We start from the raw sequence: 15,143 nt of genomic DNA, 5'->3' as shown, positions 1-15,143 counted from the left end.
GCTATAAGGCGGTGATCATGAATGACCTTTCCGTCTCGATTGCGACCGGCGTTTCTGCCGAAGATCTCCTTCGCGAAGACCTTATGGCTGCCGATGCGCAGATCGGAACCTATGGGCCGATTTTGCGCCATTTGCTCGCCAGCAACGAACATTCGATCTTCAGCGACGAAATAATTGCCCGGGTCCGCGGGATGGTTTCGAATCTGGCGGAGCAGGTGCTCGACGAATTGGCCCAAGCGCAGGGGCACACTGCTGACCGACAGCTTGATACCGCGGATATCGCGCAAGTCGCCGCAGCCCTCATGGCAAATCCGGGGTTGATCGGCCACTGCCATGCCCTGGCGATCGAGTGGCATCTTACCGAACGCCTCCAAGGCCGCCTGGCTCTGGACCCGGTACTGTCGCCGTTGCTGCAGGCATTGATCGCTTCAAGCGACACGGCCACCGCCACCCACGCGATGGCCTTACTGGCTTCGCAGGCACGCTTTGCCCAGACTCAGCGACGCATGCAGTTGCCACAGACCGAGCTGCCGGGCGATCTGTTGCACCATACCTTGGTTGTGCTGCGCGGTTTTGCATCAGGCGATCCGGAAATACGAGCCCATACCGACATTGCAGAGGCGGCAATCCGCTCTCGCTTTGACGAAGGGCGCAGCCGGCTGGGCCTGATCGCGCGCCTGGTCACGGCAATGGGCGGAGGGGCGACCGCCGCCCTTTCAATCACCCATGCCGGGACAGCGATGTTCCTGACGGCACTGGCCATGGCTTCGGGGCAAGAGCGTGACTTGGCCGTTCTGTCTACCTGTGAGGGCCAGTATGCCCGCCTTGCCTTGTCGCTTCGCGCGGCCGGTCTGAAACCCCAGGCGGTGGAGGAGCAGTTCCTGGCGCTCTATCCGGATATTACCCTGCCGGAAAACTTCGACCAACTTGGTGCCGACCGAGCGGCTGCGCTGATCGCGCGGACCAATCCTTATCCCGGCCTCTGATCTATGCATTCGACCGCAACTTCTCTGGCGCAGGCGCGCAGCGACGCCGAAGACCGGTTGATCGCGGTTGACGAGCCTCTGGCCGGTCTGCAGCTGCGTTGCGGCGGTGAATTGCCCGGCTTGATCGCCGTTCCCGCCTTGCTGGAATTGGTCCGCAAGGCGCGGACCTTCAATCTCAAACTGGCGCGCACCATCCGGGCGAGTGACGGCAAGGACAGCATTTCCGCATGGATCGAGGTCGTGCCCGATGCCGATGGGTGCGCGATCACGATCCGTTCGTGGCAATCGAGTCCGCTGCCGCCCGAAGATCCTCTGGAGGTTGCCGAGCATCGCAGCGCGATCGACCGCACGCTGGCAGAACTGACTGCGCGGCTTGATGCCCAGCAGAACGTGCTGACGGTTGAAAGCGATGCGCCGGACCTGGCCGAGCTGGCCGCGGCGATGCGCAGCGGTTTCGGCAAACCGTGGACCGACTTCATTACGGTTTCGGGCAGCAGCCATCAGCAACCGTTGCATTGGCGCCTGCTGGACGGCGCAAACGTTGCGATAGCCGGATCGCAGCGGACCTGGCGTGCGTCGCTGCTGCCCCAACAGGCACCGGGCCAGGAACCGACCGGCTTCGAACTCTGCCTGACTGCCGAGCAGCCGCCGGTGCAAGCGCCCAATGAGCCCGAGGTTCCCAGCGCGCCGGTCATGCCGCAGAACGGGCGAGGCCTCGTCGGACGCGACATTGCGCCGGTGCTGCGGCAGCCGATCGCCCGGATCATCGCCAATGCTGAGACGATCCGGACCCGCATGGCCGGCCCCTTGGCAGAGGAATACAGCCAGTATGCCGCGGATATCGCCGCTGCCGGACAGCATTTGCTATCGCTGGTCGAAGATCTGGCCGATCTGGAAGTCGTCGAAGCCGAAGATTTCAACACCGCACCCGACCGCATCGACCTTGCCGATGTGGCGCGCCGGGCCGCAGGCATTCTTGCGGTGCGGGCGCAGGAACGCGGGATCACCATCGATCCGCCGCGCATGGGTGAACATCTGCCGGCAATCGCCGAGTTCCGGCGTGTGCTTCAGGTGCTGCTCAACCTGGTCGGCAACGCGATACGTTATTCACCGGACAATTCGCAGGTGTGGATCCGGCTTGAGGACGAGGGCGCCCGGGCCAAGGTGATCGTCGCCGATCAGGGTCCCGGCCTCAGCGACGAACAGCAGCAACGCCTGTTCGGCAAATTCGAACGGCTCGGTCGCAGCGATGAGACCGGCTCTGGCCTGGGACTCTACATCTCGCGGCGCCTCGCCCGTGCGATGGGCGGCGAACTGACTGTCGAAAGCGCGCCGGGCAAGGGCGCGCGTTTCATCCTGGACGTTCCGGGCGATCTATTGGCCGCCGCGCCCGTTACGCGCACCGAGCCAGACAAGTCCGGCTCCGACAGCGGCGGTGATTGAACCGTAAATCGCCCATTGCGGGTCGCCCAGCATGAAGCTTGAGCTGGGCCACATGATCAGGCCCAGGCCTTGTCCTGTCCACAAAAGCCCCATCAGCACCATAAGAGTGCCGACAACCAACAGTACCGGTCGCAGAATTGCCATCGCGTATTCTCCCCCGCTGGACCCTGTTGCGGGAGCCAGCAGGACAGAACCTGCGCGCTGGATCAGCGCTTGTCGAGCGGAACGTAATCGCGCTGCGTCGGCCCGGTATAGAGCTGGCGCGGACGACCGATCTTCTGGCCGGGATCGCTGATCATCTCGTTCCACTGCGCGACCCAGCCGACCGTGCGGGCAAGGGCGAACAGCGCGGTGAACATGGTGGTCGGAAAACCGATCGCGGAGAGGATCACGCCCGAGTAGAAGTCGACGTTGGGGAACAGCTTCTTTTCGATGAAGTAATCATCATTCAGCGCCATTTCCTCAAGCCGCAGGGCGACCTCGAAGACCGGATCGGTGACCTTCAGCGCCTCGAACACCTCGCGCACGGTCTTCTGCATCACGGTCGCGCGGGGATCGTAGTTCTTGTAGACGCGGTGGCCGAAACCCATCAGGCGGAACGGATCGTTCTTGTCCTTGGCGCGCTCGATATAGTGCGGGATTTTGTCCGGCGTACCGATCTCGTGCAGCATGTTGAGCGCGGCTTCGTTGGCCCCGCCATGCGCCGGGCCCCACAGGCAGGCAATCCCCGCAGCGATGCAGGCGAACGGATTGGCGCCCGACGAACCGGCCAGACGAACCGTGCTGGTCGAAGCATTCTGCTCGTGATCGGCGTGGAGAATGAAGATCCGGTCGAGCGCCTTTTCCACGACCGGATTGACCACATAGGGTTCGGCCGGCACGCCAAAGGTCATGCGCAGGAAGTTGCCGGTATAGCTCAGCGAATTGTCCGGATAGAGGAACGGCTGCCCAACCGAATACTTGTAGGCCATGGCCGCGATCGTCGGCATCTTGGCGATCAGGCGGTGGCTGCTGATCGTGCGGTGCGTCGGATCGGAAATGTCGGTGCTATCGTGATAGAATGCCGAAAGCGCCCCGACGACGCCGCACATGATCGCCATCGGGTGCGCATCGCGGCGGAACCCGCGATAGAACGTGGCCAGCTGTTCGTGCAGCATGGTGTGGCGCGTGATCGTCGTCTCGAACTTGCTCAGTTCGTCGGCGCTCGGCAGTTCGCCATTGAGCAGCAGATAGCTGACTTCCATGAAGCTGGAATGTTCGGCCAGCTGGCCAATCGGATAGCCGCGGTGCAGCAGCACGCCTTCATCGCCGTCAATATAGGTGAGCGCGCTTTCGCAGCTGGCAGTGCTGGTGAAGCCGGGGTCATAGGTGAACATCCCGGTCTGGCCGTACATCTTGCGGATGTCGATCACATCGGGACCGACCGAGCCCGACAGGACCGGATATTCGAATTCACCGCCACCGGTCGTCAGTTTTGCCGAATTGCCCACTTGCCTTACTCCTCAACTTGCCGTGCAGCGGCGGGAAGGACCTGCGCGCCAATCCGCGCAAGGCTTTCATCCCGTCCCAGCAGAACCAATACGTCGAATATACCCGGGGAGGTCGTCTGACCCGTTAGCGCAGCCCTAAGGGGTTGGGCAAGCTTGCCCAGGCCCAGTCCGCGTTCTTCGGCCATAGCCTTGAGCGCCGCTTCAAGCACGTCGAGCGTCCAGTCGCGCAATCCGGTGATCCGCTCTGCAATTGCCCCCAGCAATGCCCGCGCATCGTCGGTCAGCAATGCCGCGGCCTTGTCTTCGATCGCCAGGGGACGTGTAGTGAACAGAAATGCGGCGCCGGCGGCCAGCTCGTTCAGATCCTTGGCGCGAACCTTGAGCACGGGCATTGCCCTGGTCAGCAATTCAAGATCGACCGCCCCGGTTATCCGCGGCGCAACCAGGTCGGCCAGGCGCGCGTCGTCCGCTTCGCGCAGATAATGTCCGTTGAGGCTCTGCAGCTTGGCCAGATCGAACCGCGCCGCACCTTTGCCGACATGGCCGATGTCGAACCATTCGACCGCCTGGTCGCGGCTGATGATCTCGTCATCACCGTGGCCCCAGCCAAGCCTGAGCAGATAGTTGAACAGCGCTTCGGGCAGGATCCCCATTTCGTCGCGATAGGCATCGACGCCCAGCGCACCGTGACGCTTGGAAAGCTTGGCCCCGTCAGCGCCGTGGATCAAGGGGACATGGCCATAGGCCGGATCGGGCCATCCACCTTCGACAGCATGCATCCCGCGGATGATCAGCAGCTGGCGGAAGGCATTGTTAATGTGATCGTCGCCGCGGATCACGTGAGTCACCCCCATGTCGTGATCGTCGACCACCACCGCCAGCATATAGGTCGGGGTGCCGTCCGAGCGCAGCAGAATGAAGTCGTCAAGCTCGACATTGGCAACGGTGATCGATCCCTGAACCAGGTCGTCGATCGTCGTCTCGCCCTCGCGCGGTGCCTTGATTCGCACGACATAGGGCTGATCGGCCGGCCAGCTATTGGGTGCGGCGTCACGCCATTCGCTTTCGATGCGGAATGGGCGACGTTCCGCCTGGGCCTGCTCGCGCCGCGCGGCCAGCTCTTCCTGGGTCAGGTAGCAGCGATAGGCATGGCCGGCGCCGAGCAGAGCGTGCGCCACTTCGGCGTGGCGATCGGAGCGGGCAAACTGGAACGTTGCCGGTTCGTCACCCATCAGGCCCAGCCAGTCGAGTCCGTCGAAGATCGCCGCGATCGCCGGCTCGGTTGAGCGGGCCCGGTCGGTATCCTCGATCCGCAGCAGATACTTGCCGCCGGTGTGACGCGCATAGAGCCAGTTGAACAGCGCCGTGCGGGCACCGCCGATGTGCAGGAAGCCGGTGGGCGAGGGCGCAAACCGGGTTACGACGCCTTGCGCCGCTCCTGTTCCAGCCATGCCGCTTCCGCTTGCCATTGACCCTGCCTTCCTGTCACCTGTCAGCCATGGTCAGCCGTGTTCCGCCAACTGTCCCGATGGGCGATGCAGAGCCGGATGGCGCTGCACTGCAACATCGCCCTTGGCGCAACCGCGGGCACTTGTCCAGCGGGCTTGCTTTGGTCGAAAGGCATCTCGCCCAGGCCGGATTTGACCGCGGTCCGTGGGGCGTCGTCGCCTTCGCTGCCGGGATTGCGGCATGGTTCATTCTTCCTGGCCCGGCGCAGTGGCTGAGCTGGATCAGCCTGTGCCTGGGCGGCGCAATGCTGAGCCTGGCGGCATTGCGGGGCGAAGGCCGCTTTCCTTATCTGCGTCAGTCGCTTGTGGTCGCGCTATGTGCGGCGGCGGCGGGTTCGCTGCTGGTCTGGGGCAAGTCTGCACTGGTCGGAACACCGCCCGTTGCCCGACCGATGGTGACCATGCTTGAGGGCAAGGTGCTCGACCGGCAAGAGCAGCCTGCCGAGCATCGCGTCCGCCTGACACTGGCCACGCGGGAACCCGAAACGGGCCGGGCGATCAAGGTCCGGCTAAACCTCGATCTCGACAGCGACCGCATCGCTCTGGTCGATGGCGCCGTCGTGCGCTTGCGGGCACGGCTGGTTCCGCCAGCGCCGCCGATGCTGCCCGGCGGATATGACTTCGCCCGTACGGCGTGGTTCTCGGGCCTGGCGGCAACAGGCAGCGTGCTAGGGCCGGTGTCGATTGTCGCGCCAGGCGACAACGGCGGTTGGCTTCAGCGCCTGCAACGAAGCCTGTCGCGCCATGTCCGCGCCAACCTGGATGGATCGGCAGGCACTATCGCGGCCGCTTTTGCCAGCGGCGACCGCGGGGCGATTGCCGAGGCGGACGAGAACGCGATGCGCGATGCGGGACTTACGCATCTGCTGTCGATCAGCGGCCTGCACGTCAGCGCGGTGATCGCTGCGACCTATGTGCTGGTCTTGCGATTGCTCGCCCTGATGCCGTGGATCGCGCTCCGCCTGCGATTGCCGCTTGTTGCGGCGGGGGGCGGGGCGCTGGCCGGGATCGGCTACACCTTGCTCACCGGGTCCGAGGTGCCAACGATCCGCTCGTGCATCGGCGCTCTGCTCGTACTGGCCGCACTGGCGCTGGGGCGCGAGGCCTTGAGCATGCGGATGATCGCGGTGGGGGCCGGCGCGATTCTTCTGCTGTGGCCTGAAGCCCTGGTCGGGCCGAGCTTCCAGATGAGCTTCGCCGCAGTGATCGCGATTGTCGCGCTGCACGGCGAACCGCGGATCCACGCCTTGTTCCAGGCGCGTGAGGAGCCGCTGTGGGCCAAGGCGCTGCGTCAGATCGGCTCGTTGCTTCTGACGGGCGTCGTGATCGAGTTGGCCTTGCTGCCGATTGGTCTGTTCCACTTTCATCGCGCCGGGGTGTACGGCGCACTTGCCAATGTCGTGGCGATCCCGCTGACGACCTTCCTGTCGATGCCGCTGATCGCCTTGGCCCTGCTGTTCGATGCCATAGGCGCCGGCGCGCCGTTCTGGTGGCTGGCTGGCAAGTCGCTCGATCTGCTGCTGGACCTGGCGCACTGGACCGCCAGCTGGCCCGGCGCGGTGACAATGATGCCGGCCATGGGCCGACCAGCGCTGGGACTGTTCCTGCTGGGTGCTTTATGGCTGGCACTCTGGCGCGGGCGCGTGCGCCTGCTGGGTCTGATTCCCGCCGCCGCCGGGACTCTGCTTCTGACCTTGGCCGAGCCACCGGACGTGCTGATTTCAAGCGACGGCCGCCATGTCGGCGTGACGGGCGAGGGCGAAGCTTTGCTCGTCCTGCGTGACAGCCGCAGCGACTTCGCGCGCGATAATCTGGCCGAACTGTCCGGCATGGAAGGCGAGATGCGGCTGATCGCCGACTGGCCCGGGGCGCATTGCAATCCCGATTTCTGCGCGATCACGCTGAGGCGCGGCGGACGCGACTGGCAGCTGCTGATCGGGCGCGGCAAGGACATGGTCGAAGAACGCGCACTCGCGGCAGCGTGCGAACGCGTCGATGTGGTCATCGCGGCGCGCTATCTGCCGCGCTCGTGCAAGCCCCGCTGGATCAAGGCCGACCGGCGGATGCTGGACCGGACTGGCGGTTTGTCACTCGACCTGGAACGGGTACGATTTCGTACGGTTGCCGAAGATGAGGGTCGCCATGGCTGGTGGCAGCCCGCAGCCCGGGCCTACGCCTTTGCTCCGAAGTCGAACGTCACCGGCAATGGCAAGGCGCCACAACCTTTCGGTGCGGCGCCGCGCATAGAACAATCCAATGCCACTCAGTGATAGCGGCGCAGCAGCCCTGCCAGCTTGCCCTGAACCACCACTTCGCGCGGATCGTAGATCTGCGGCTCATAGGCGGCATTGGCCGGATCGAGGCGGACCCGGCCATGCTCCCGGTGCAAATACTTGAGCGTCGCTTCCTCGCCGCGGACAAGGGCAACAACAATCTCGCCATCGCGGGCGCTGTCGGTACGGCGGATCAACGCATAGTCACCGTCCAGGATGCCCGCATCGATCATCGAATCGCCCGACACTTCCAGCGCGTAGTGTTCGCCCGCACCAAGCAGGGCAGCCGGCACCGGCAGCATCGCCGCGGTCTCCATCGCCTCTATCGGCACGCCGGCGGCAATCCGGCCATGAAGCGGAATCTCGATCACGTCATTGGCCGGGGCAGGGCGCGCTTCCGGCGGACGGACCACGGCAGCGGTGCTGTTGGTATTGGCCGCGCGCGGTGCCGGCTTGGCTCCGACATCGTCGGGCTGACGCAGCACTTCCAGCGCGCGGGCGCGATTGGGCAGGCGGCGGATGAAGCCGCGTTCCTCCAGCGCGGAAATCAATCGGTGCACGCCCGACTTCGACTTGAGGTCCAGCGCCTCCTTCATTTCCTCGAACGAGGGGGACACCCCGGTCTCTTCCAGGCGGACCTGGATGAAACGGATCAATTCGTGCTGCTTGCGGGTCAGCATGCGCCTGTCACTCCGATGGAACGGGTGGAACATCCCAGCGATGTATCCGCACCGTTCAGTGAACGAATGCGGAACATCTAAGCAACGAAACGAATCGCGTCAAGCATTTCCGCCATTTCGGCGCAATCACCCGTCAGCGCGCCAGGTCCCCGATTTGCCGCCGCGCTTTTCGATCAGGCGCACTCCTTCGATGACCATGGCTTTGTCGATGGCCTTGGCCATGTCGTACAGCGTGAGCAGTGCAACCGACACCGCGGTCAGTGCTTCCATCTCGACCCCGGTGCGCCCCGTCAGCGCGGCGGCGGCGCGCACGATTACGGCTTCCGCGCCCAGTTCGAAGTCGAGGGTAACGCTATCGAGGGCCAGTGGATGGCATAGCGGGATCAGCTCGGCGGTCTTCTTGGCCGCCATGATCCCGGCAATACGCGCGGCGGCAAGGACGTCGCCCTTTGGCACGGTGCCATCGCGGATGGCCGCCAGCGCCGCCGCATTCATAAGGATGCGGCCCTCGGCGATCGCGCTCCGCGCTGTGTCGGCCTTGCCGCCGATGTCGACCATGCGCGCCTTGCCCGACTCGTCGAGATGGGTGAGCTTGTTCATGCTTTCAGCCGATCATATGAACGACCTGACAAAATGCACAGGGTCGCGAAAATGGAAAAACGTGCTCTCTGCCGGACCGGTTGAAAAACCGCGGTAATAGCAAGGGGAGGGGTGCTGGGCATGCCTTGCCTGTGCCAGAAAGCCGCGCTGTAGGACAGTCTAACCCTGCAGCAGCGACCGGGTGGCTGCGGCAAGGTCGGCCTGGCGCATCAGGCTTTCGCCGACCAGGAACGTGCGTACGCCGCGCTCCGCCAGACGGAGCAGGTCGGCGTGGTGGTTGATCCCGCTCTCGCTGACCAGCAAGGTGCCTTCAGGAGCGAGCGGCAGCAACCGTTCGGTCGTCGACAGGTCGGTGACGAAGCGCTTGAGATCGCGGTTGTTGACGCCGATCAGGCGGGAGTGGAGCCTTGTGGCGCGCTCCATCTCGGCCTCGTTATGGACTTCGACCAGCACGTCCAGCCCGCGCTCGATCGCCGCGGTTTCGATTTCAGCCATTTGCGCATCGTCCAGCGCAGCGACGATGATCAGGATCGCATCGGCACCGATCGCGCGCGCTTCGGCCACCTGCCACGGATCCACCATGAAGTCCTTGCGCAGCACCGGCAGATCGCAAGCGGCCCGGGCCGCGGTCAGATAGTCTTCATGGCCCTGGAAGAACGGTGCATCGGTCAAGACAGACAGGCAGGCCGCGCCGCCCTGTTCATAAGCGGCGGCATGGGCCGGCGGATCGAAATCGCCGCGAATCAGACCTTTGGATGGCGAGGCTTTCTTGATTTCTGCGATCAGCGCGAAGCCATTTGCGGCTTTGCGGCGCAGCGCCGCCTCAAACCCGCGCGGCGGGGTCTGCATGGTAGCGCGCGTATCGAGGTCAGCCAAAGAGGTCAGCGCCTTGCGCGCGGCGACTTCAACCCGCTTGGTGGCGCAGATTTCGGCAAGCTTGTCAGTCATCGTACGGTATCGATCCAGCAATCGAGCAGAGCCTTGGCCAAGCCCTTGTCGAGCGTTTCGGCGGCTTCCTCAACCCCTTCCAGCCAGTCCTCGACCTGGTCCGCCACCAGCAGCGCTGCAGCCGAATTGAGTAGGACCGCGTCGCGGTAAGCGCCGGGCTGGCCCATCAGCACGTCGCGCAAGGCAGCGGCGTTGAATCGAGCATCGCCGCCGCGCAGATCATCAAGATCGTGAGAGGCAAGCCCGGCATCTTCGGGCCGGATCTCGGCAGGTACGCCGGGAATGCCCAATGCGGCGACATAGCTGGTACCAGCGATTGACAACTCGTCGAGCCCTTCAGCCCCGGAAACGATCAGCGCCGCTTCGGTGCCAAGCAGGTCCATCGCATCGCGATACAGCGCAATAAGCGACGGATGGGCGACCCCGACAAGTTGCCGCGAGACACCGGCCGGATTGGCAAGCGGTCCGCACAGATTGAAAATCGTCCTGCGGCCCAAAGCCTTGCGGATCGGTGCAACGCGGGCCAGCGCAGGGTGATGGGACTGGGCGAAAAGGAAGGCGATGCCCAGATCGGGCAGGGTCTGCTCGGCCAGTTCGCTGGCCCGCGCCAGGTTGAGCCCCAGCGCCTCGAGCGTATCGGCCCCGCCGGCCAGACTGGAGGCGGCGCGGTTGCCGTGCTTGGCGACCGGCACCCCGCAGGCTGCGACGACCAGCGCCACCGCAGTCGAGACATTGACGCTGTGCTGCCCGTCACCGCCGGTCCCGCAGACGTCGATCGCGCCGGCAGGGGCCACCACTCGCCGCATCCGCGCCCGCATAGCCAGAACCAGCCCGGCAACGTCGGTCGCGCGCTCGCCGCGATCGGCAAGGTCAGTGAGAATCGAGGCCGTTTCATCATCGGCGATGTCGCCGTCGAGCATGCGCCCGAACAGCGCCTCGGCCTCGACCAATGCGGCGCTCATGCCAGTTCGCGGGTCGGGATGCCGCAGATCGCCAGGAAGTTGGCCAGCATGGCGTGGCCATGCTCGGTGGCGATGCTCTCGGGATGGAACTGGACCCCGTGGATCGGCAGGGTAGCATGGCGAAAACCCATGACGTGCTCGTCGTCGCTGGTCGCATTGACCACCAGCGTATCGGGAATGTCCTTGACGATCAGCGAGTGATAGCGCGTGCCGATGAAGGGCGAGGGCAGGCCCTTGAACAATCCGGTGCCATCGTGGCTGACCGGCGAGACCTTACCGTGCATCAGCCCGCCGCGCACCACCTTGCCGCCGAAATACTGCCCGATCGACTGGTGGCCCAGGCACACGCCGAGCAGCGGTTTTCCAGCGTCGGCCGCGGCACCAACCAGGTCGAGGCTGATCCCGGCTTCGTTCGGGGTGCACGGCCCGGGCGAGATCAGGAATCCCTGCGCGCCAGAGGATATCGCTTGCCCTGCGCTCATCGCGTCGTTGCGCACTACCTCGACCTCGGCGCCCAGCTCCATCAGGTAATGGACCAGGTTCCAGGTGAAGCTGTCGTAATTGTCGATGACCAGGATCATAGCGGCGCCCTATTGCCCGAAACCGGCTTCGGAAGCCACCCGTACCGCCTCGCGTGCGGCGGCGATCAGCGCACCGGCCTTGGCTTCGCATTCGCGCTGTTCATAAGCGGGGTCGCTGTCGGCGACGATGCCGGCCCCGGCCTGGACGTGAAGCATCCCGTCCTTGACCACCCCGGTGCGCAGCACGATGCACGAATCGAGACTACCGTCGGGGGCGAAATAGCCGACCCCGCCGGCATAGGCCCCGCGCGTTTCCGGCTCGAGCTCGGCAATGATCTGGCAAGCGCGAACCTTGGGCGCCCCGCTGACCGTCCCGGCAGGAAACCCGGCGAACATTGCATCGACCGCATCGTGGTGCGCGGTGTCGAGCCGCCCGACCACGTTGCTGACGATGTGCATGACGTGACTGTAACGCTCGACCGTATAGCTTTCGGTGACCTGGACCGTCCCGGCTTCGGCCACCCGGCCGACGTCGTTGCGGCCCAGATCGAGCAACATCAGGTGCTCGGCGCGCTCCTTGGGATCGGCAAGGAGGCTGGCTTCGTTTGCGCGGTCTTCCTCGGGCGTGGCACCGCGAGGCCTTGTGCCGGCGATCGGGCGGATCGTCACTTCGCCGTCGCGGACCCGGACCAGGATCTCCGGGCTCGATCCGGTCAGGGCAAAGCCGGGCAGATCGAGGAAATAGAGGAACGGCGAGGGATTGACCCGGCGCAGCGCGCGGTAGAGCGCCAGCGGGGGCAGGGTAAAAGGGGTGGTAAAGCGCTGGGCCAGGACGACCTGGAAGATGTCGCCGGCCTCGATGTAATCCTTGGCGCGGCGGACCATCGCGGCATAGTTCGCACCCGGCATCGTCGGGGTCAGCACCGGTTCGGGCAGCACGGCATCGCGCGAGGTTTCCGCCACCGGGGCGGCCAGCTGCTGCAACGCCAGGTCGATCCGTTCGACCGCTTCCTCGATCGCCCGGTCGGGCGCGCGTTCGGACGGCCACAGCGGGGCGATGCAATAGAGCTCGTCGCTCAGCCGGTCGAAAACCAGCACCAGTGCCGGGCGGACGAACAGCATGTCGGGCAGGTCGAGCGGATTGGCCGCCGGACGGGGCAGCGTCTCGACCAGGCCATAGGTCTCATAGGCGAAGTAGCCGACCAGGAAGGCCAGCGCCGGGGGCAGGCCCGCAGGCATGGCAATCCGGCACGAATCGACCAGCGCGCGGAGTTCTTCCAGACTGTCACCGGGCAGGGGCGCGAACGCCTGGCGATCATGACGCCACGCGCGGTTGATCTCGCACGATGCGCTGGTTGCCCGGAACACCAGATCTGGATCAAGCCCAAGCATCGAATAGCGCCCGCGCACTTCGCCGCCTTGAACCGATTCGAGCAGGAAATCCCCCCGGCCTTCGCGCATCAGCTTTGCCGCAGCGCCCACAGGGGTTTCTGTATCGGCAACCAGCCGCCGCCAGACCAGTGTGGTCTGGCCTCGCTCGAGGGCGGCGCGCGCTTCGCCTTCGTGTCCTATCCGCGCGGCAGACATCGCAGCGGCCGGATCAGTTGCCGGCGCCGGTCAGGCGGTTGCGTACGGCCTTGACCGCATTGTCGTTGCGCTTGACGCCGATCTCGGTCCGCATCGCGCTGCGCAGCTGCTGCGAGAATTCGTTGGTCTGCAGTTCGGTAATCGACTTGGCCAGTTCGCCCAGCCGCGGATCGTTGGCGGCGACTGTCCCGGGGATCACGTCCTTCAACTGGACAATGAACCAGCCGCGAGCGCGCGGCGCGCCGAGCAGCTTTACCTTGCCCTTGGCCATCTGGAACAGCAGGCCGAGTGGCGGCGGGGTCTGCTGGCCCATGGCCTGCAATTGCTGGCGGGCCATGTCGACCTTCTGCACCGGCGGCAGCTTGAGGCCCAGCCCGGCCACGGCCGCACCCAGATCGCCGCCCTTGCGCACGGCGTCCTCGATCTTCTGGGCCACCGCCTTGGCCGCCGCAGCGCCCTTTGAAAGCTGCACGTCGGTGGCGACGATCGCCTTAATCTGGGCCAGCGGCGGCGGCGCGGCCGGGGCAAGGGTGCCGACATCAAAGATCATGAAGGTCTTGCCTGCTTCGACTTCGGCCAGCTGGGGCTGCTTTTCACCTTCCATGGCGAACGACGCGGCAACAATCTTGGCCAGTTGCGGCGGTGCCTTGGCCCCCTGCTGCCCGAACACGCTGCCATCGGCGAGCAGGGCCGGTGTTTCGGCAACGGTCAGGCCCAATTCCTTGGCCACATCGGTCAGCGATGCGCCATTGTCGAATTCCTCTTCGATTCGTGCCGAGAAATCGGTCAGCGCGGCGCGGCGCTTGGCGGCGGCGGCCTGCTGGGTCAGCTCACCGCGAACGTGGTCGAGGCCGCGGCCGGCCTTGGTGTCGATCGAGTCAACACGCAGCAGGGTCCAGCCAAGCGGTGCCTTGAGCGGGCCGACCAGAGCGCCCTTGCCGGCACCATAGGCGGCGTCGGCAATGGCTTGCGACGTCTGCGCCGAGAGTGCCTGCCTGGTCAGCGAGCCGAGATTGGCAGCAGCCAGGCCTTTGCTGGCAGCGACGGCTTCAAGCGACTTGCCCGATGCCAGTTCGGCCTGGATCGCCTTGGCAGCCGCCTCGGTCGGCAGGACGAGCTGGGTCAGCCTGCGGCTTTCGCTCGCAGCAAACAGCGCCTTGTTCTTTTCATAAAGCGCGGCGATTTCGGCCTCGGTCGGCGCCGGGACGCTTTTGACCGCGGCATCGGTGAAAGTCGCATAGCGGATCGAGCGGCGCTCTGGCAGGGTGTAGTCGGCCTTGTGCGCGGCATACCACGCGCCGATTTCCGCATCACTTGCCGGGGTCTTAGGCGCAAAGGCGTCAGAGGGCAGGGTGGCAATCGCACCAATGCGCTTTTCGGTTAGGATGCCGGCATAGCGTGCCACTGCCTCTTTCGACGTCGACACGCCAAGATCTGCCGGGGCCAGCAACTGGCGCGCCATCATCGATTCGATGATCTGCCGGCGCAGCATCGCATCCGTGGCGCCGCGCTGGCGCAGGAACGCCTGGTAGGCTGCTTCGCTGAACTTCCCGTCGATCCCCTGAGCCGCCGGGATCTTGGCGATTTCGCTGTCGATCAGCCGGTCGCCGATATGCACGCCGTACTTTTCCCCGAAGGCGCGCACCGCGGTGATATCGATCAGGTTGTCGAGCAGCTGGTCGAGCCCGCCTTGCGCAACAAAGGTCTTGATCGTCATCTTGGGCTGCTGCTGACGCAGCTCATCCACCGCATTGCTGGCCGCACGTTCGATGTCAGAAGTGCTGACCCGCAGCTTGCCGACGCTGGCAACCCGGTCACCGCCAGCAATGCCGCCAAATCCGCCGCTATTGGCGACATCGCCGCTGGCAAAGGCCAGGGCAATCAGGCCGACCATGGCCAGCGTCACGCCGACGCCGATGCGCGAAGAGAAGAAATTGCGGAAAAACTGGAGCATGGTTTCGTCGCCGATAGATTTGGCGTGCCGCAAGCGGGCACCTTCGGCGGCGCTTTACGCAGCATTCCCCTGCTTCGCAATGGCCCAGCAACAGTTGCCCAGAGCGGCTTTGCCCGGGCATCGGGTCACCGCAAGGACTTTGACAAGGCTGCCACCGGTCGCCTAGCAGCGCGGCAGATTCGTCCGCGGGG

12 protein-coding genes are annotated in these 15,143 nt (G+C 65.1%); 3 read left to right on the top strand and 9 right to left on the bottom strand.

Annotation, left to right across the window (positions count from 1 at the left end; translation table 11 throughout):
- The first annotated feature begins 17 nt into the window (after positions 1-17).
- A complete protein-coding gene (locus ACFFF7_RS07375) occupies positions 18-986 on the top strand; it encodes a hypothetical protein (protein ID WP_379480724.1) in 969 nt (322 codons plus the stop codon).
- A 3-nt stretch (positions 987-989) separates the two neighbouring features.
- Positions 990-2,429 carry a sensor histidine kinase gene (locus ACFFF7_RS07370; RefSeq protein WP_379480723.1) on the top strand — a complete coding sequence of 480 codons (1,440 nt, stop codon included), beginning with the start codon at positions 990-992 and terminating at the stop codon, positions 2,427-2,429.
- A 206-nt stretch (positions 2,430-2,635) separates the two neighbouring features.
- Here the strand turns inward: ACFFF7_RS07370 and ACFFF7_RS07365 are convergent, their stop codons facing one another.
- The gene (locus ACFFF7_RS07365; protein WP_379480722.1) at positions 2,636-3,919 is read right to left on the bottom strand and encodes a citrate synthase; all 1,284 of its coding nucleotides are present in this window, start codon (positions 3,917-3,919) and stop codon (positions 2,636-2,638) included.
- A 5-nt stretch (positions 3,920-3,924) separates the two neighbouring features.
- On the bottom strand, positions 3,925-5,388 hold the full coding sequence (gene gltX, locus ACFFF7_RS07360) for a glutamate--tRNA ligase (protein ID WP_379480721.1): 1,464 nt from the start codon (positions 5,386-5,388) through the stop codon (positions 3,925-3,927).
- 29 nt (positions 5,389-5,417) lie between these two features.
- Between gltX and ACFFF7_RS07355 the strand changes: the two genes are divergently transcribed.
- On the top strand, positions 5,418-7,697 hold the full coding sequence (locus ACFFF7_RS07355; protein WP_379480720.1) for a ComEC/Rec2 family competence protein: 2,280 nt from the start codon (positions 5,418-5,420) through the stop codon (positions 7,695-7,697).
- Here the strand turns inward: ACFFF7_RS07355 and lexA are convergent.
- The 7 genes from lexA to ACFFF7_RS07320 form a co-directional block, all read right to left on the bottom strand.
- Positions 7,691-8,380 (bottom strand): transcriptional repressor LexA, encoded by a 690-nt coding sequence (lexA, locus tag ACFFF7_RS07350; protein WP_379480719.1) that lies wholly within the window; start codon positions 8,378-8,380, stop codon positions 7,691-7,693. The two genes, ACFFF7_RS07355 and lexA, sit on opposite strands and share 7 nt — an antisense overlap.
- A 126-nt stretch (positions 8,381-8,506) precedes the next feature.
- On the bottom strand, positions 8,507-8,980 hold the full coding sequence (gene moaC / locus ACFFF7_RS07345) for a cyclic pyranopterin monophosphate synthase MoaC (protein WP_379480718.1): 474 nt from the start codon (positions 8,978-8,980) through the stop codon (positions 8,507-8,509).
- A gap of 159 nt (positions 8,981-9,139) precedes the next feature.
- Entirely contained in the window at positions 9,140-9,928 is a 789-nt protein-coding gene (trpC, locus tag ACFFF7_RS07340) for an indole-3-glycerol phosphate synthase TrpC (protein WP_379480717.1), read from the bottom strand.
- A complete protein-coding gene (trpD, locus tag ACFFF7_RS07335) occupies positions 9,925-10,890 on the bottom strand; it encodes an anthranilate phosphoribosyltransferase (RefSeq protein WP_379480716.1) in 966 nt (321 codons plus the stop codon). The genes trpC and trpD overlap by 4 nt, the downstream gene beginning before the upstream one ends.
- Positions 10,887-11,471: an anthranilate synthase component II gene (locus ACFFF7_RS07330; RefSeq protein ID WP_379480715.1), complete on the bottom strand. Its 585-nt coding sequence runs from the start codon at positions 11,469-11,471 to the stop codon at positions 10,887-10,889. The genes trpD and ACFFF7_RS07330 overlap by 4 nt, the downstream gene beginning before the upstream one ends.
- A 9-nt stretch (positions 11,472-11,480) precedes the next feature.
- Positions 11,481-12,998, bottom strand: a complete 1,518-nt coding sequence (trpE, locus tag ACFFF7_RS07325; RefSeq protein WP_379480714.1) for an anthranilate synthase component I — start codon at positions 12,996-12,998, stop codon at positions 11,481-11,483.
- Positions 12,999-13,011: 13 nt separating this feature from the next.
- Entirely contained in the window at positions 13,012-14,952 is a 1,941-nt protein-coding gene (locus tag ACFFF7_RS07320) for a peptidylprolyl isomerase (RefSeq protein ID WP_379480713.1), read from the bottom strand.
- Positions 14,953-15,143: the final 191 nt, after the last annotated feature.

Origin of the sequence: Novosphingobium aquiterrae (assembly GCF_042434435.1) — a bacterium.
GTDB lineage: Bacteria > Pseudomonadota > Alphaproteobacteria > Sphingomonadales > Sphingomonadaceae > Novosphingobium > Novosphingobium aquiterrae.
This window is presented reverse-complemented; position numbering and strand designations above follow the sequence as displayed.